7 protein-coding genes and 3 pseudogenes are annotated in these 17,280 nt (G+C 68.7%); 1 reads left to right on the forward strand and 9 read right to left on the reverse strand.

Translation table 11 applies throughout. From position 1 onward, the window contains the following. Positions 1-83: 83 nt before the first annotated feature. Positions 84-716: pseudogene (locus WKH84_RS08005) on the reverse strand (carbohydrate ABC transporter, N-acetylglucosamine/diacetylchitobiose-binding protein); the annotation flags it as partial. Positions 717-1,007: 291 nt separating this feature from the next. Between WKH84_RS08005 and WKH84_RS08010 the strand changes: the two are divergent. Further along, on the forward strand, positions 1,008-2,207 hold the full coding sequence (locus WKH84_RS08010; protein ID WP_341856234.1) for a general stress protein: 1,200 nt from the start codon (positions 1,008-1,010) through the stop codon (positions 2,205-2,207). Between the two features lie 237 nt (positions 2,208-2,444). Here the strand turns inward: WKH84_RS08010 and tuf are convergent. The 8 genes and pseudogenes from tuf to rpoB form a co-directional block, all read right to left on the reverse strand. Then, positions 2,445-3,636 (reverse strand): annotated as a pseudogene (gene tuf, locus WKH84_RS08015) (elongation factor Tu). A gap of 123 nt (positions 3,637-3,759) precedes the next feature. Further along, positions 3,760-5,907 carry an elongation factor G gene (gene fusA, locus WKH84_RS08020; protein ID WP_341856235.1) on the reverse strand — a complete coding sequence of 716 codons (2,148 nt, stop codon included), beginning with the start codon at positions 5,905-5,907 and terminating at the stop codon, positions 3,760-3,762. Positions 5,908-5,999: 92 nt separating this feature from the next. Then, positions 6,000-6,470: a 30S ribosomal protein S7 gene (rpsG, locus tag WKH84_RS08025; RefSeq protein WP_010550341.1), complete on the reverse strand. Its 471-nt coding sequence runs from the start codon at positions 6,468-6,470 to the stop codon at positions 6,000-6,002. Then, positions 6,470-6,844 (reverse strand): 30S ribosomal protein S12, encoded by a 375-nt coding sequence (gene rpsL / locus WKH84_RS08030; protein WP_341856236.1) that lies wholly within the window; start codon positions 6,842-6,844, stop codon positions 6,470-6,472. Before rpsL ends, rpsG begins: the two co-directional genes overlap by 1 nt. A gap of 649 nt (positions 6,845-7,493) precedes the next feature. Further along, positions 7,494-8,351 (reverse strand): transglycosylase family protein, encoded by an 858-nt coding sequence (locus WKH84_RS08035; protein ID WP_341856237.1) that lies wholly within the window; start codon positions 8,349-8,351, stop codon positions 7,494-7,496. Then, the gene (locus WKH84_RS08040) at positions 8,348-8,773 is read right to left on the reverse strand and encodes a ubiquitin-like domain-containing protein (protein WP_341856238.1); all 426 of its coding nucleotides are present in this window, start codon (positions 8,771-8,773) and stop codon (positions 8,348-8,350) included. Before WKH84_RS08040 ends, WKH84_RS08035 begins: the two co-directional genes overlap by 4 nt. A 464-nt stretch (positions 8,774-9,237) precedes the next feature. After that, positions 9,238-13,123 (reverse strand): annotated as a pseudogene (locus tag WKH84_RS08045) (DNA-directed RNA polymerase subunit beta'). 117 nt (positions 13,124-13,240) lie between these two features. Next, complete coding sequence (gene rpoB, locus WKH84_RS08050; RefSeq protein WP_341856239.1) at positions 13,241-16,729, reverse strand: DNA-directed RNA polymerase subunit beta; 3,489 nt, start codon at positions 16,727-16,729, stop codon at positions 13,241-13,243. Positions 16,730-17,280: the final 551 nt, after the last annotated feature.

A 17,280-nucleotide genomic window follows, 5' to 3' on the forward strand; every position in this document is an offset into this window, starting at 1 on the left:
GCCGAAGGCGAAGAGCGAGAGCCCCTCCCCGCGGCGTTCTCGCCGATGGTCATGACGTCGTCCCAGGTGACCGGGGCGCTCCAGCCCTTCTCCTCGAACTGCTTGGCGGAATACCACAGCGCGAACACCGTGTACACGTAGTTCAGGGAGTAGAGCTTGCCGGAGTAGGTGCCGGGCTCGAGCGCACCGGGCAGGAGGGACTCCTCGATCGTGCCGCCGTCGATCGAGGGCGCCTTGATGAGCTCGTCGAGCGTGGCGAGTCGCCCCTCGGAGATGAGCGCCGCGGAGTTCATCGCCTGCGCGCCGGAGTTGTCGAAGAGGTCCGGCGGCTCGCCCGCGACGAAGCGGGGCTGGAGCTCGGGCTGGATGTCGACGGTCGAGCTGACGGTGACCTCGATGCCGTCGTGCGGCTCGGACATCGCCGTGCCGGCGTCCTCGGCGTACTGGTCGCCGTAGCCGCCGTTGAAGATGACGACCTCGACGGGCTGGGAGGGGTCGACGCCGAAGGGGTTCTCGTCGCTGACCTCGCCGCCGCCCTCGGCGACGCCGCCGCCGTCGGAGCCGCCGTCCTCGTCGCCGCCGCCACCGGTCGCGCAGGCGGCCAGGGCGCCGGCGCCGACGCCCGCACCGGCCAGCGCGAGGAAGCGCCGGCGGGATGCCGCGAGACGGTCGAGGGGGGTCAGCGGCAGGTTCGTGCTGTCACTGGAAGTGTCCATGGGATCTCTTTCGTCGTTGAAAGGGGCGGGTTCGCCATGCCGAGCGCGCACCCGAGGGTGTCGTGGCCCACATGCTACGCCGCAGTATGTCCAGAGCCCGACCGAATCCGCCCCGGGCGCGTCACGTTTTCATATACCCGGTCAGAAGCTCCCCGTCGGGGCGCGGCGGCGTCCGGTGAGAGGGGCCGGGGGCGCCGTCCGCCTGACACGGCCACGAGCACCCCGCCGTGTTCAGGGATCGCCCCGGGAGCGCTCAGGCGGATCCGGAACCGGGGGGCTACCGTGACCCCCATGAGTCAGAGTCCCTATGCCCGTCAGAGCCCCTCGGCGTCGTCCCCGCTGACCGCGCGCCTCTACGACCTCGAGTATCCGCGGTCCCTCGGCGTGTACAGCACCTACCAGGAGGTGCAGTCGGTGGTCGACACCCTCGCCGATCACGAGTTCCCGGTGCAGTCCACGCTGATCGTCGGCACGGATCTGAAGCTCATGGAGCGGGTCACCGGCCGGCGCACCTGGCCGAAGGTGATCGGTCAGGGCATCCTGTCCGGGCTGTGGATGGGCCTGTTCCTGGGGTCGCTGTTCATGCTGATCACGCCGGGTGATCTGATGATCGTCCTGTCGAGCGTCCTGATGGGCATCGTGTTCTTCACCGTGTGGTCCGTGATCGGCTATGCGATGACCGGCGGGAAGCGGGATTTCACCTCGATGACCTCGACGATCCCCATGCAGTACGAGCCGCTGGTCGAGCACAAGCACGCGGACCAGGCTCGGCGGATCCTCGCGGAGTCCGGTGCCGGGCCGGCCGTGGCCCCCTCCCCGCGACCGCTCCGCAGGCATCGCCGCAGGCGAGCGGACGCTTCGGCGCCCTGCCCCGACGCAGGGCGGCGGGCAGTACGGCGCTCCCGCACCCACGCAGGGCGGCGGGCAGTACGGCTCCCCGGCCGGGCGGCCGCGGTCCCGGGTACGGCGCACCCGGCCCGCAGCAGAGCGGGTTCTCTGCGCAGGGTCAGTCCGGGCAGCAGGGTGTCGGCCCGCGGCACGGCGCGGCACCGCAGCAGGGGTTCGGCGCCGCTCCCGAGCCCGGGAGCGGCGCGGACCAGGCCGGTGCGCCGCCGCGCCCGCACCGCCCGAGCTTCGGGCAACCGGCCGGCACCCCGCGGCGCGAGGACGCCCAGGCGGACGGCGTGCAGGACGGGACGGCGACCGGGGACCACCGGGAGCCCGGCACCGCGCCGCAGGATGGCGGCGCGAAGCAGGACGGCGCCGCGCCGCAGGACGGCACGACGCCGGAGCGCTGAGCCTCCCGACGCACCGCATCTCCAGAGCCCCCGGTCGACGATCCGTCGGCCGGGGGCTCTCCCGTCCCCCGTCTCCGGACCACGGGTCTCCGTCTCCGGACCACGGGATCCTGCCTGTCCCTCCCGGGGACGCCGGAGAGGCGCACCGTCGCCCCAGCTCGCCACCGTCCAGCCCGGCCCTCGCCCTGCCTGAGACTCCACTCGCTCCAGCCCGGACCTCGGCCTGCGGCGATCTCCGTCCCGCCTCGACGGAGCATCGTCCAGGGACTACTGCGCCGTCGGCCGGACGAGGGACGACCACATGGTCGTGCCCGCCCCGAATGCCGTCCGGAGATGCGAGAAGGCCCCGCACCGGCGAACCGGTGCGGGGCCTTCTCTGCGCGGTGCCCCCGAGGGGGCGAGCCACATCGGCGGGGTCTCCCCGCTCAGATCACTTGTTGATCTTGGTGACGCGGCCGGAGCCCACGGTGCGGCCACCCTCACGGATGGCGAAGCCGAGGCCCTCCTCCATGGCGATGGGCTGGATCAGCTCCACCGACATCTCGGTGTTGTCGCCGGGCATGACCATCTCGGTGCCCTCGGGCAGCGTGATGACGCCGGTGACGTCGGTGGTCCGGAAGTAGAACTGCGGACGGTAGTTCGAGTAGAACGGGTTGTGACGGCCGCCCTCGTCCTTGGACAGGATGTAGACCTGCGCCTCGAACTCGGTGTGCGGGGTGATGGTGCCGGGCTTGGCCACGACCTGGCCGCGCTCGACGTCCTCGCGCTTGGTGCCGCGGAGCAAAGCAGGCCGCAGTTCTCGCCGGCCCACGCCTCGTCCATCTGCTTGTGGAACATCTCGATGCCGGTGACCGTGGTCTTCTGGGGCGCACGGATGCCGAGGATCTCGATCTCGGAGTTGATCGCGAGCTTGCCGCGGTCGACCTTGCCGGTGACGACGGTGCCACGACCCTGGATCGTGAAGACGTCCTCGATCGGCATGAGGAAGGGCTGGTCGAGGTCGCGGACCGGGTCCGGGATCTTCTCGTCCACGGCCTCCATGAGGTCCTCGACGGACTTGACCCACTTGGGATCGCCCTCGAGCGCCTTCAGCGCGGAGACCTGGATGACCGGCGCGTCCTCGTCGAAGCCCTGGGAGCCCAGCATCTCGCGGACCTCCATCTCGACGAGCTCGAGGATCTCCTCGTCCTCGACCATGTCGGACTTGTTGAGGGCGGCGAGCAGGTAGGGAACGCCGACCTGCTTCGCGAGCAAGACGTGCTCACGGGTCTGGGCCATCGGGCCGTCGGTGGCGGCGACCACGAGGATGGCGCCGTCCATCTGCGCCGCACCGGTGATCATGTTCTTCACGTAGTCGGCGTGGCCGGGCGCGTCGACGTGCGCGTAGTGGCGCTTGTCGGTCTCGTACTCGATGTGCGAGACGTTGATCGTGATGCCGCGCTTCGCTTCTCCTCGGGCGCGTTGTCGATCTGGTCGAAGTCACGCTTGACGTTGACCTCGGGGAACTTGTCGTACAGAACCTTCGAGATCGCGGCGCTCAGCGTGGTCTTGCCGTGGTCGACGTGACCGATCGTGCCGATGTTGACGTGCGGCTTGGTCCGCTCGAACTTGGCCTTGGCCATTGTGGTGTCCTCCTAGGACTTTCTCGTGGTACTTCTGGATCGGGATCGGATCCCCTCCCCGAGAGGAGGGGGTCCGAGGAAGCGGGGGAACAGGAGAAGGAGCCTACCTGCTCCCCCGGCCTCTCACTCGCCCCGGGTCTTCGCGACGATCTCGTCCGCGATGCTGGACGGGACCTCCGCGTAGCTGTGGAACTGCATCGTGTACATCGCACGACCCTGGGTCTTGGACCGCAGGTCGCCGACGTAGCCGAACATCTCCGACAGCGGGACGAGAGCACGGACGATCTTGACCCCGCTCGCGTCCTCCATCGACTGCACCTGCCCGCGACGCGAGTTCAGGTCGCCGATGACATCTCCCATGTACTCCTCCGGAGTACGGACCTCGACGTCCATGAGCGGCTCGAGGATGACCGGTCGCGCCTTGCGCAGGGCCTCCTTGGCGGCCATGGAGCCGGCGATCTTGAAGGCCATCTCCGAGGAGTCGACGTCGTGGTACGCGCCGTCGATCAGGGAGGCCTTCACGTTCACGACCGGGTAGCCGGCGAGGATGCCGGACTGCAGGGCGTCCTGGATGCCCGCGTCCACGCTCGGGATGTACTCGCGCGGGATGCGGCCGCCGGTGACCTTGTTCTCGAACTCGTAGAACACGCCGTCCTCGGCATCGGTCAGCGGACCGAAGGTGATCTGCACCTTCGCGAACTGGCCGGAGCCGCCGGTCTGCTTCTTGTGGGTGAAGTCGTACTTCTCCACGACGCGCTTGATCGTCTCGCGGTAGGCGACCTGCGGCTTGCCGATGTTCGCCTCGACGTTGAACTCGCGACGCATGCGGTCCACGAGGACGTCGAGGTGCGGCTCGCCCATGCCGCGGATGACCGTCTGGCCGGTCTCCTCGTCGAGCTCTACCTGGAAGGTCGGGTCCTCCTTGGCGAGCTTCTGGATGGCGACGCCGAGCTTCTCCTGGTCACTCTTGGTCTTCGGCTCGATGGCCACCGAGATCACGGGCTCCGGGAAGCTCATGGACTCCAGCTGGATCGGGTTCGCCGGATCGGTCAGGGTGTCACCGGTGGTGGTGTCCTTCAGGCCGATGAACGCGTAGATGTGGCCGGCGAAGGCCTCGTCCACGGGGTTCTCCTTGTTGGAGTGCATCTGGAAGAGCTTGCCGACGCGCTCCTTCTTGCCGGTGGTGGCGTTGAGGATCTGCTCGCCCTGCTTGACCTGGCCCGAGTAGACGCGGACGTAGGTCAGCGATCCGAAGAACGGGTGCGCGGCGACCTTGAACGCGAGGGCCGAGAAGGGCGCGTCCCAGTCCGCGGCGCGGGTCAGCTCGACCGACTCGTCGCCCGGCTTGTGGCCGACCATGTCGGGAACGTCGAGCGGCGAGGGCAGGTAGTCGACGACACCGTTGAGCATGGGCTGGACGCCCTTGTTCTTGAAAGCGGTGCCGCAGAAGACGGGGTAGGCCTCGGAGTTGACGGTCAGGCGGCGGATGCCGGCCTTGAGCTCGTCGACGCTGAGGTCGCCCTCCTCGAGGTACTTGTCCATGAGCTCCTCGGAGCTCTCGGCCACGTCCTCGACGAGCTTGCTGCGGTACTCCTCGACCGTCTCCCGGAGGTCCTCCGGGATCGGGATCTCGCGCCGCCACTGGCCGAGCGAGGGATCACCCTTCTTCGAGTTGATCGCGGCCATGTCCTCCTCGAGCGTCTCGGGCCAGTCGTAGGCCTTCATCTCGACGAGGTCGACCACACCGGTGAAGTCGTTCTCCGCACCGATCGGGACCTGCATGACCAGCGGCTTCGCACCGAGGCGCTCGACGATCGTCTTCACGGTGAAGAAGAAGTCGGCACCCAGCTTGTCCATCTTGTTGACGAAGCAGATGCGCGGGACGTCGTACTTGTCGGCCTGGCGCCAGACGGTCTCCGACTGGGGCTCCACGCCCTCCTTGCCGTCGAACACAGCGACGGCGCCGTCGAGCACGCGGAGCGAGCGCTCCACCTCGACCGTGAAGTCGACGTGCCCGGGGGTGTCGATGATGTTGATCTGGTTGTCGTGCCAGTAGCAGGTCGTCGCGGCCGACGTGATCGTGATGCCGCGCTCCTTCTCCTGCTCCATCCAGTCCATCGTGCCGGCGCCGTCGTGGGTCTCGCCCATCTTGTAGTTCACGCCGGTGTAGAAGAGGATGCGCTCGGTCGTGGTGGTCTTGCCGGCATCGATGTGAGCCATGATGCCGATGTTGCGGACCTTGTTCAGGTCGCTGAGCACTTCGAGTGCCACGGGCTTGTGCCTTTCTGGAGAACGGGTCTTTGCAGGAGCCGCCGGACGGCGATCGGTGGGGCCCACCCGCGAGGGCGGACCCCACCGTGCTCTCACCAGCGGTAGTGAGCGAAGGCGCGGTTCGACTCGGCCATCTTGTGAGTGTCCTCGCGGCGCTTCACAGCGGCACCGAGGCCGTTGGAGGCGTCGAGGATCTCGTTCATCAGACGCTCGGTCATGGTGTTCTCGCGGCGGGCGCGGGAGTAGCTGACCAGCCAGCGCAGCGCCAGCGTGGTCGAGCGACCGGGCTTGACCTCGATCGGGACCTGGTAGGTCGCACCGCCGACGCGGCGGGAGCGGACCTCGAGCGACGGACGGATGTTGTCCAGCGCCTTCTTCAGGGTCACGACCGGGTCCTGGCCGTTCTTCTCACGGGCGCCCTCGAGCGCACCGTAGACGATCCCCTCGGCGACGGTCTTCTTGCCGTCCAGGAGGATCTTGTTGATGAGCTGGGTGACGATCGGCGAGCCGTAGACCGGGTCGACGACGAGCTGGCGCTTGGGAGCGGGGCCCTTACGAGGCATTACTTCTTCTCCTTCTTCGCGCCGTAGCGGGAGCGCGCCTGCTGGCGGCCCTTGACGGCCTGGGTGTCCAGGGCGCCTCGCACGATCTTGTAGCGAACACCGGGCAGGTCCTTCACACGGCCGCCGCGGACGAGCACGATCGAGTGCTCCTGCAGGTTGTGACCCTCGCCGGGGATGTAGGCGGTGACCTCGAGGCCGGTCGACAGCTTCACACGCGCGATCTTGCGCGGCGCGGAGTTCGGCTTCTTGGGGGTCTGGGTGTAAACGCGCGTGCAGACACCGCGGCGCTGGGGCGAACCCTTGAGCGCAGGCGTCTTCGAGGCGGACGACCGGGCGTCCCGCCCCTTGCGCACCAACTGCTGAATAGTGGGCACAGCTTCTCTTCCTGTTCGGCCATCGGGACTGTTCGTCCCGCTGGATCGACTTCTTCGACCGTTCGCACGGCCGGCGACCCGATCCGCCGCTCCCTCGGCCCGGGAGCTCGGCGGTTCGACCCGCCCGTCAGGTGATGGCACCTGCCGGGCGTCCTGGAGGACCGTGATCGGTGCCCACGGGCGGCGGCCGGGCCAGGCCGACTTCCCGCTTTCGGGCACGCCGCGAGGATCCGCTCCTCGCGGGGGACGCCTCCCGCCGACTCCGAGGAGCGGCGGGTCTGTCCCGGTCACGACCAGAGGGCACTCCGGACGCGGTCTCGATTCTACTGAGACGCGCACGACGGGGTCAAAGCTTCGCGTCCCATCCGACGCAGATCACATGACGGCATGTGGCCGGGAACTTGCACCGAGGTGAAGCGGCAGGGTATGGGCCCGGAACGCGACGAGCGCGCCGCAGATGCGGCGCGCTCGTCGCTCGAGAGGGTGGAGATCAGTCGCGCTCTCGCGCTGATCTCCTACCGATCGTTCCTCGCAGTACGTCGATCAGCGGCTCTCCCGCGCTGATCTCCTACCGCTCGTTCCTCGCAGTACGTCGATCAGCGGCGCTCTCGCGCTCATCTCCTACCGCTCGTTCCTCGCAGTACGTCGATCAGCGGATGCCGAGCTTCGAGGTGCAGGACGGCCAGGCGCCCCAGCCCTGGTTCGCCTGGACCTTCTTGGCGATGTCGATCTCTCGCTCGCGGGTGGCGAGGTCGGCGCGGGGCGCGTACTTGTCACCGCCGTAGGCCTTCCAGGTCTGGTTGTTGAACTGGATGCCGCCGTAGTAGCCGTTGCCGGTGTTGATCGACCAGTTGCCGCCGGACTCGCACTGGGCGAGGCGGTCCCACACGCCGCCGGATGCGGCGGCGGGGGCGGAGGCTCCGGTGTTGCCGGACTCCGAGGACTTCTCCTCGGTGGACTCGGTGGACTCGCGCTCGGAGCCGCGGTTCGACTTGGTGTCGGACTCGCGCCGCTCGGTCTTCGGCGCCTCCTGGGCGGCGGGAGCGGCCTGCTCCTCCTCGACCTCGGGCTCGGGCTCGGGCTCGGGCTCGGGGGCAGGCTTGGTGCCCTTGGCGACGACCTCGGTGACGGGCTCGGAGACGACCTCCTCCGAGACGAGCTCGGACTCGGTGACCTCGCCGTCCACGACGGTGTCGGTGTAGACCTTCTCGGTGGAGCCGGCCTTGCCCTCGGTGGTGGTCTTGGTGGTGCCCTCGGCGAGGGAGTCGTCCTCGACGGTCTTCGTCTCGAAGGGGATCTCCTCGGTCTCCGTGCGCTCCTTCTCGCGGACGCGGTGGACCTCGTGGGTCGCGCCGTCCTCGAGGACGGTGTCGAGCGGGACGTCGGAGGTGTCGGTGTCCTCGATATCGCCGAGGACCTTCTTCATCGCCTCGCCCACGGTGAGGGCGGTGACCTCGAAGGTGTCCTGGCCGTACTGGCCGACGAAGGTGACGGTCTTGCGGGTCACCACGGAGACCTCGCCGCCCGCGTCCTCGAGGAGGAGGTCTCGGGGGCGGGGCTGATCGCGGCGCCCTCGGCCGTGTACTCGGTCTCCGCCAGCGCGTCGGCGACGGTGTCACCGGTGGTCAGCGGCTCCTGCTCCTCGCCGTCGATGGAGACGGTGACGGGGGTGCGCTGGACGACCTGGATGTCCATGCCGTCGGTGACGAGCTCCTCGAGGCCCGGGGTCACGAGGTCGGTGTCCTTGACCTCGATGCCCTGGGCGGCGAGCAGGTCGCCGACGGTGGGCTGGGAGAAGATGCGGACCGCGGTCTCCTCGCCGTAGGCGGTGATCTGGGCCTCGTTCGACATCGCGAAGGCGGTACCGCCGCCGCCGACGGCCACCACGCACACGGTCGCCGCACCGACGATCCACGGAGTCTTCTTCACTGTTCCACCTTTTCCCTGCCGCGTCCGCGGCCTTCACGTGTCGTTCCCTGAGCGTCGGATCCCGCAGGGCGGGATCTGCGGCTCCGGCACGCGCACACCCCCGCGGGCGCGGGTCGGTCTTTGCAGGAAAGGTCGCGTGGGAACTGCCGGGTGCCACTCTTCCGTTCTTCTCCACGTGACGTAAGGGGTGAAACCGGACTTTGGGCTGGGGCCCACGAGGCCTTTACCCTCTCGTGAACCTCCGCGTCCGACAGATCACGCCGGGCCCGGTCAGACGCCACTTCGGCGCGACGCAGGCCACTCCCCGCCCTCCCGACGGACCCGCGGAGGGCGTCTCCTCCGCAGGACGCCCCCAGAACGCCCGCAGGGCTGGGAATGCCGCGGGGCGGCCCCACCGTGTGGTGGGACCGCCCCGCGGCGTTCTCGGTCAGAGGGCGCTCAGCACCCGCTCACCGCTGCTCCGCTCACCGGAAGTCGGTGCGGAAGGGATCGGCGTAGTCGATGTCGTCCAGGTTGACCGCGCCGGTCTGGCCGAAGCCGGAGAAGTCCAGCTCGTCGTAGCCCGGCACCTGGTACATCTGCGCCTTCGCCTCGTCGGTGGGCTCGACCGCGATGCGGCGGAACCGCGACAGGCCGGTGCCCGCCGGGATGAGCTTGCCGATGATGACGTTCTCCTTGAGCCCCATGAGCTGATCGCTCTTGCGGTTCAGGGCGGCCTCGGTGAGCACCCGGGTGGTCTCCTGGAAGGAGGCCGCCGAGAGCCACGACTCGGTCGCGAGCGACGCCTTGGTGATGCCCATCAGCTCCGGACGACCCGAGGCCGGCTGACCGCCCTCGGAGAGGACCCGACGGTTCTCCCGCTCGAAGGTGACGCGCTCGGCGAAGTCGCCCGGCGACAGATCGGTGTCGCCGGACTCGATGACCGTCACGCGACGGAGCATCTGGCGCACGATGACCTCGATGTGCTTGGCGTGGATGTCCACGCCCTGGGAGATGTACACCTTCTGCACCTCGTCCACGAGGTGCTCGCTGCACCTTGCGGGGGCCGAGGATGCGCAAGACCTGCTTGGGATCGACGGAGCCCTGGGTGAGCTGCTGGCCGACCTCGATGTGGTCGCCGTCGGCGATCAGCAGGGTCACGCGCTTGGAGACGGTGTAGGTGACCTCGTCCGAGCCGTCGTCCGGCGTGACCGTGATACGGCGGCGCTTGTCGTTCTCCTCGATCGCGGCGCGACCGGAGAACTCGGAGATCGGCGCGAAGCCGGCCGGGGTGCGGGCCTCGAACAGCTCCTGCACACGCGGCAGACCGTGCGTGATGTCGCCGTCGGCGCTGGCCACACCACCGGAGTGGAAGGTACGCATGGTCAGCTGCGTGCCGGGCTCGCCGATGGACTGGGCCGCGACGATGCCGACGGCCTCGCCGATGTCGACCAGCTGGCCGGTCGCGAGCGACTTGCCGTAGCACTGGGCGCAGGTGCCCACCGCCGAGTCGCAGGTCAGCACGGAGCGGATCTTCACCTCGCGCACGCCCGCCTCGACGAGGCGCTCGATGACCACGTCGCCGAGCTCGGTGCCCGCCGGCGCCGCCTCGGTGCCGTCGGCGCCGATCGCGGCGGTCGCGAGGACACGGCCGTAGACCGTGGACTCCGCGTGCTCGTGCGTGCGCGAGACGCCGGCCTCCTCGACCGCGATCGGGAGCACGAGGCCCTTGGTGGTGCCGCAGTCGTCCTCGCGGACGATGACGTCCTGGGAGACGTCCACCAGACGACGGGTCAGGTAGCCCGACTGGGCGGTCTTCAGCGCCGTGTCCGCCAGGCCCTTGCGGGAGCCGTGCGAGGCGACGAAGTACTCCAGGACCGAGAGCCCCTCCTTGTAGTTGGAGAGGATCGGGCGCGGGATGATCTCGCCCTTCGGGTTGGTGACCAGGCCGCGCATGCCGGCGATCTGGCGGATCTGCATCCAGTTGCCTCGGGCGCCGGAGTCCACCATGCGGTAGATGGTGTTGGTCGACTCGAAGTTCGCCCGCATCGCCTGGTCGACCTCGTTGGTCGCCTCGGTCCAGATGTCGATGAGCTCCGCGTTGCGCTCGGACTCGGAGATGAGGCCGAGGTCGCGGTTCTCCTGGACCTGGGCGGCCTTCGTCTCGTGCTTCGCGATGATCTCCGCCTTGCCGGGCGGGGTCACCACGTCGGACAGCGCGAAGGACGCGCCCGAGCGGGTGGACCACGAGAAGCCGTAGGCCTTCAGCGCGTCGAGGGACGCCGCGACCTGGCCCTTGTCGTAGCGCTCGGCGAGGGCGTTGACGATCCCGCCCAGGCGCTTCTTGCCGACCTGGCCCTGCACGAAGGGGAAGTCCTCCGGCGGCGTCTCGTTGAAGTGCACCGCGCCAAGGGTGGTGGTGAGGGTGATCGCGTCGCCCTCGGTCCAGCCCTCGGGGGCCTCCCAGTCGCTCGGCGGGACGATGTCCTCGAAGCGGAGGGAGACGGGCGCGTTCAGGTGCGACTCACCGCGGTCGAAGGCCATGATCGCCTCGGCCACGGAGGAGAAGGAGCGACCCGCGCCCTCGACGTCCTCGCGCACCGTGGTGATGTGGTACAGGCCGATGATCATGTCCTGCGCGGGCATGGTGACCGGACGGCCGTCGGACGGCTTGAGGATGTTGTTCGAGGACAGCATCAGGATGCGGGCCTCGGCCTGCGCCTCCGCCGACAGCGGCAGGTGCACGGCCATCTGGTCGCCGTCGAAGTCCGCGTTGAAGGCGGCGCACACCAGCGGGTGCAGGTGGATCGCCTTGCCCTCGACGAGCGCGGCTCGAACGCCTGGATGCCCAGGCGGTGCAGGGTCGGCGCACGGTTCAGCGGCACCGGGTGCTCGGTGATGACCTCCTCGAGCACGTCCCAGACCTCGGGGCGGGCGCGCTCGACCATGCGCTTGGCGGCCTTGACGTTCTGGGCGTGGCTGAGCTCGACCAGGCGCTTCATCACGAAGGGCTTGAACAGCTCCAGCGCCATGCCCTTGGGCAGACCGCACTGGTGCGGCTTCAGCCGCGGGCCGTTGACGATCACGGAGCGGGCGGAGTAGTCCACGCGCTTGCCCAGCAGGTTCTGGCGGAAGCGGCCCTGCTTGCCCTTGAGCATGTCGGAGAGCGACTTCAGCGGACGGTTGCCGGGGCCCGTGACCGGGCGGCCGCGACGGCCGTTGTCGAACAGCGAGTCGACCGACTCCTGCAAAGATGCGCTTCTCGTTGTTCACGATGATCTCGGGGGCGCCGAGATCCAGCGACCGCTTGAGGCGGTTGTTGCGGTTGATCACGCGACGGTACAGGTCGTTGAGGTCGGAGGTCGCGAAGCGGCCGCCGTCCAGCCGCACCATCGGGCGCAGGTCCGGCGGGATGACCGGGACCGCGTCCAGCACCATGCCGACGGGCGAGTTGGTGGTGGTGAGGAAGGCGGAGACGACCTTGAGGCGCTTGAGCGCACGGGCCTTCTTCTGCCCCTTGCCGGTGGCGATGACCTCACGGAGCGTCTCCGCCTCGGCCTCGAGGTCGAAGTCGGAGAGACGACGCTGGATCGCCTCGGCGCCCATGCCGCCCTCGAAGTAGGTGCCGTAGCGCGGCTTCATCGCGCGGTAGAGTCGCTCGTCGCCCTCGAGGTCGGCGACCTTGAGGGTCTTGAAGCGCTCCCACACGCGGGTGATGCGGTCGACCTCGGCGTCGTACTTCTTGCGGATCTGGGCCTGCTCGCGCTCGGAGGAGTCGCGGACCTTGCGCTTCGCGTCGGCCTTGGCACCCTCCTCCTCGAGCTGGGCGAGGTCCTTCTCCGCGGTGACGGCGCGCTGGTTGATCGCGGCGTCGCGCTCGTTCTCGAGCTCCTTGACCTCGAGGTCGAAGCGGGCCTGCAGATCGGGCATGTCGTCGTGGCGAGCCTGCTCGTCCACGTCGGTGATCATGTACGCCGCGAAGTAGATGATCTTCTCGAGATCCTTCGGGGCCAGGTCCAGCAGGTAGCCGAGTCGGCTCGGCACGCCCTTGAAGTACCAGATGTGGGTGACAGGGGCCGCGAGCTCCACGTGGCCCATGCGCTCACGGCGCACGGAGGACTTGGTGACCTCCACGCCGCGGCGCTCGCAGACGATGCCCTTGAAGCGGACGCGCTTGTACTTGCCGCAGTAGCACTCCCAGTCCCGGGTGGGACCGAAGATGCGCTCGCAGAACAGGCCGTCCATCTCGGGCTTCAGGGTGCGGTAGTTGATGGTCTCGGGCTTCTTGACCTCGCCGTGGGACCAGCCGCGGATGTCATCGGCGGTCGCGAGGCCGATGCGCGACTCATCGAAGGTGTTGACGTCGAGCACAGGTGTCCTTCTCTCGATCGGAAGTCGTGGTGTCTGAGGGAACGGGGGTCGAGGGCGGGGCCGGGAGGCTCGTCGGCGGCGCGGGGCGGCCGACGGGACCTCCCGGTCCCCCGTCCGTCAGACCTCTTCGATGGAGCCGACGCCCTCGTGGGGCCGGCGGGACAGGTCGATGCCGAGCTCCTCCGCGGCGCGGAAGACCTCCTCGTCGCTCTCCTGGACCTCCTGGGCGGTGCCGTCGCTGGACAGCACCTCCACGTTCAGGCACAGCGACTGCATCTCCTTGAGCAGGACGCGGAAGGACTCCGGGATACCGGGCTCGGGGATGTTCTCGCCCTTGACGATCGCCTCGTACACCTTCACGCGGCCCGAGATGTCGTCGGACTTGATGGTCAGCGGCTCCTGCAGGGCGTAGGCGGCGCCGTAGGCCTCCAGGGCCCACACCTCCATCTCGCCGAAGCGCTGGCCGCCGAACTGGGCCTTACCGCCCAGCGGGCGCTGCGTGATCATCGAGTACGGACCGGTCGAGCGGGCGTGCGGCTTGTCGTCCACCAGGTGGTGGAGCTTCAGCATGTACATGTAGCCCACGGAGATCGGGTCCGGGAACGGCTCGCCGGAGCGGCCGTCGAACAGCCGCGCCTTGCCGTTCTCCTTGACCATCCGCTCGCCGTCGCGGTTGGGCAGGTGGTTGGCGATCAGGCCGGTGACCTCGTCGGCGGTGAGGCCGTCGAAGACCGGGACCGCGACCGGGGTGCCGGGCTCGCCGTGCGCCGCGGCCTCGGGCAGGTCCGCGGCGGTCGGGTCCTCGGGGTCGAGCTCCCAGCCGGACTTCGCGACCCAGCCGAGGTGGGTCTCCATGACCTGACCGATGTTCATTCGGCCGGGCACGCCCATCGGGTTGAGGATGATGTCGATCGGGGTGCCGTCCTCCAGGAACGGCATGTCCTCGACCGGCAGGATCTTCGCGATGACGCCCTTGTTGCCGTGACGGCCGGCGAGCTTGTCGCCGTCGGTGATCTTGCGCTTCTGGGCCACGTAGACGCGCACCATCTCGTTGACGCCGGTGGGGAGGATGTCCCCGTCCTCGTCGTCGGTGAAGACGCGCACGCCGATGACGGTGCCGGACTCGCCGTGCGGGACGCGCAGCGAGGTGTCGCGCACCTCACGGGCCTTCTCGCCGAAGATCGCGCGCAGCAGGCGCTCCTCCGGGGTCAGCTCGGTCTCGCCCTTCGGGGTCACCTTGCCGACCAGGATGTCGCCCGGCTCGACCTCGGCGCCGATGCGGATGATGCCGCGCTCGTCGAGATCGGCCAGCACGTCGTCGCCGACGTTCGGGATGTCCCGGGTGATCTCCTCCTTGCCGAGCTTGGTGTCGCGGGCGTCGACCTCGTGCTCCTCGATGTGGATCGAGGTGAGGACGTCGTCCTGGACCATGCGCGAGGACAGGATGATGCCGTCCTCGTAGTTGTGACCCTCCCAGGACATGAACGCGACCAGCAGGTTCTTGCCGATGGCGAGCTCGCCCTGGTCGGTCGAGGGGCCGTCGGCCAGGATGGAGCCGGCCTCGACGCGGTCGCCCTCGTCGAAGAGGACTCGCTGGTTGTAGGAGTTGCCGGCGTTGGAGCGCTGGAACTTCCCGATCGGGTAGGTCTGACGGGTGCCGTCGTCGGCCATGACCATGATGAGGTCCGCCGAGAGCTCCTCGATGACGCCGCCCTTCTGCGCGACGACCACGTCGCCCGCGTCCACCGCGGCGCGACGCTCCATGCCGGTGCCGACCAGCGGCATCTCGGAACGGAGCAGCGGCACGGCCTGGCGCCGCATGTTCGAGCCCATGAGCGCACGGTTGGCGTCGTCGTGCTCGAGGAAGGGGATCATCGCGGTCGCGACGGAGACCATCTGACGTGCGGAGACGTCCATGTAGTCCACGTCCGAGATCGGCACGAGGTCGGGCTCGCCGCCGGGGAGGCGCACGAGCACCTCGTCGGCGAGGAAGTGGCCGTCCTCATCGATCTTCGCGTTCGCCTGGGCGATGATGTGGCGATCCTCGTCGTCCGCGGTGAGGTAGACGATCTCGTCGGTCACGACGGAGTCGACGACCTTGCGGTACGGGGTCTCCACGAAGCCGAAGGGGTTGATGCGGGCGAAGGTCGCCAGCGAGCCGATCAGGCCGATGTTCGGACCCTCGGGGGTCTCGATCGGGCACATGCGGCCGTAGTGGCTCGGGTGGACGTCACGGACCTCCATGCCCGCGCGGTCGCGGGAGAGGCCGCCCGGGCCCAGCGCCGAGAGGCGCCGCTTGTGCGTCAGGCCCGACAGCGGGTTGTTCTGGTCCATGAACTGCGAGAGCTGGGAGGTTCCGAAGAACTCCTTGATCGCCGCGGTGACCGGACGGATGTTGATCAGCGTCAGCGGGGTGATCGCCTCGACGTCCTGCGTGGTCATGCGCTCGCGGACGACGCGCTCCATGCGGGACAGGCCCGTACGGACCTGGTTCTGGATGAGCTCGCCGACGGCGCGGATGCGACGGTTGCCGAAGTGGTCGATGTCGTCGGTCTCGACGCGCACCGGACGGTCGTCGACGCTCGTGTACTCGGAGACGCCGTCGTGCAGGGCGACGATGTACTTGATGGTCGCGACGATGTCCTGCAGGCGCAGGGTCGACTCGGAGAGGTCGCCCTCGAGGCCGAGCTTCTTGCCGATCTTGTAGCGGCCGACCTTCGCCAGGTCGTAGCGCTTGGCGTTGAAGTAGAGGTTGTTCAGCATCGCCTCGCCCGCATCGCGCGTGGGCGGCTCGCCCGGACGCCGCTTGCGGTAGATGTCGATGAGGGCCTCGTCCTGGGAGGCGATGCGGTCCTTCTCGAGGGTGGAGCGCATCGACTCGAACTCGCCGAACTCCTCGAGGATGTCGCTGTGGGACATGCCGAGGGCCTGCAGCAGGGTCGTGACGGACTGCTTGCGCTTGCGGTCGATGCGCACGCCGACCTGGTCGCGCTTGTCGACCTCGAACTCGAGCCAGGCGCCGCGCGAGGGGATGACCTTGGCGGAGAAGATGTGCTTGTCCGAGGTCTTGTCGATCGACTCCTCGAAGTACACGCCCGGGGAGCGGACGAGCTGCGAGACGACGACGCGCTCGGTGCCGTTGATGATGAAGGTGCCCTTGTCGGTCATGAGCGGGAACTCGCCCATGAAGACCGTCTGGGTCTTGATCTCACCGGTCTCGTTGTTCATGAACTCCGCGATGACGTACAGCGGAGCCGCGTAGGTGAGGTCCTTCTCCTTGCACTCCTCGACCGTGTACTTCGGGTCGTCGAAGGTGTGGTCGCGGAACGACAGCGACATGTTGCCGGCGAAGTCCTCGATCGGGGAGATCTCCTCGAGGATGTCCGCGAGACCGGAGGTCTGCGGCACGTCCTCACGGCCGGCGGCGGCGGCCTCGGCCGCACGCTCCTGCCAGCGCTCGTTGCCCAGCAACCAGTCGAACGAGGTGGTCTGCAGACTCAGCAGATCCGGGACCTCGAGGGGGTCGCCGAGCTTCGCGAAGGTGACGCGAGGGGAGGCGGTGCGAAGTGCGATGTCGGTGGTGCGATCGGTGCTCGAGGCGACCAAAGGGGGGTCCTTCCACAGGCCGATGACGGAATCCCAGGCGCGGCGAACACCCGTCAGGAAGTGGAGAGAACGGCGTCGAGGTCAGTCGACGGAACCCACGGGGGACGCACAGCGCAAGGACCGAGCATACACAAAATCGCGGATGGAGACAAGGCCCCCGAAAGGGCTCCTCCATCCGCGTCGGCCGCTATATGCCTGGCGCGGGGTTCTCGTCGGCGCGTCCTGCCCGTCTGTCTCGACCGGCCCGGCGGTGTCATCACACCGGGCGCATGCGGCAGGATCAGCCCCGTACGGGAAAAAGTGTGGACGGAAATCGTCCCGCAGTCAAGCAGGCGGGGCCCGCGGCGGGGTGTCGGGCCATGTCAGAGGCGATTCCTCGGAGCCTCGCGCAGGGATCGTGTCGGCGCGCGCCCCGATGCCGGGGGCCCGAGAGCCGGCCGGGCGCGGGCCCGGATTGCGCCCGTGCGCGCCGCTCCCCGCTGCAGACATGCGGAAGGGCCGCCCCGCGCGATGCGGGACGGCCCTTCCAGGGGCAGTGCGACTGCCGTCAG

The sequence above is a fragment of the Brachybacterium sp. GPGPB12 genome (assembly GCF_038396325.1).
GTDB classification, from domain to species: domain Bacteria; phylum Actinomycetota; class Actinomycetes; order Actinomycetales; family Dermabacteraceae; genus Brachybacterium; species Brachybacterium conglomeratum.

Bases quoted from the DNA above. Each gene is read 5' to 3' on its own strand.
- WKH84_RS08010 (WP_341856234.1), top strand. From the start codon at position 1,008: ATGAGTCAGAGTCCCTATGCCCGTCAGAGCCCCTCGGCGTCGTCCCCG.
- rpsG (WP_010550341.1), bottom strand. From the start codon at position 6,470: ATGCCTCGTAAGGGCCCCGCTCCCAAGCGCCAGCTCGTCGTCGACCCG.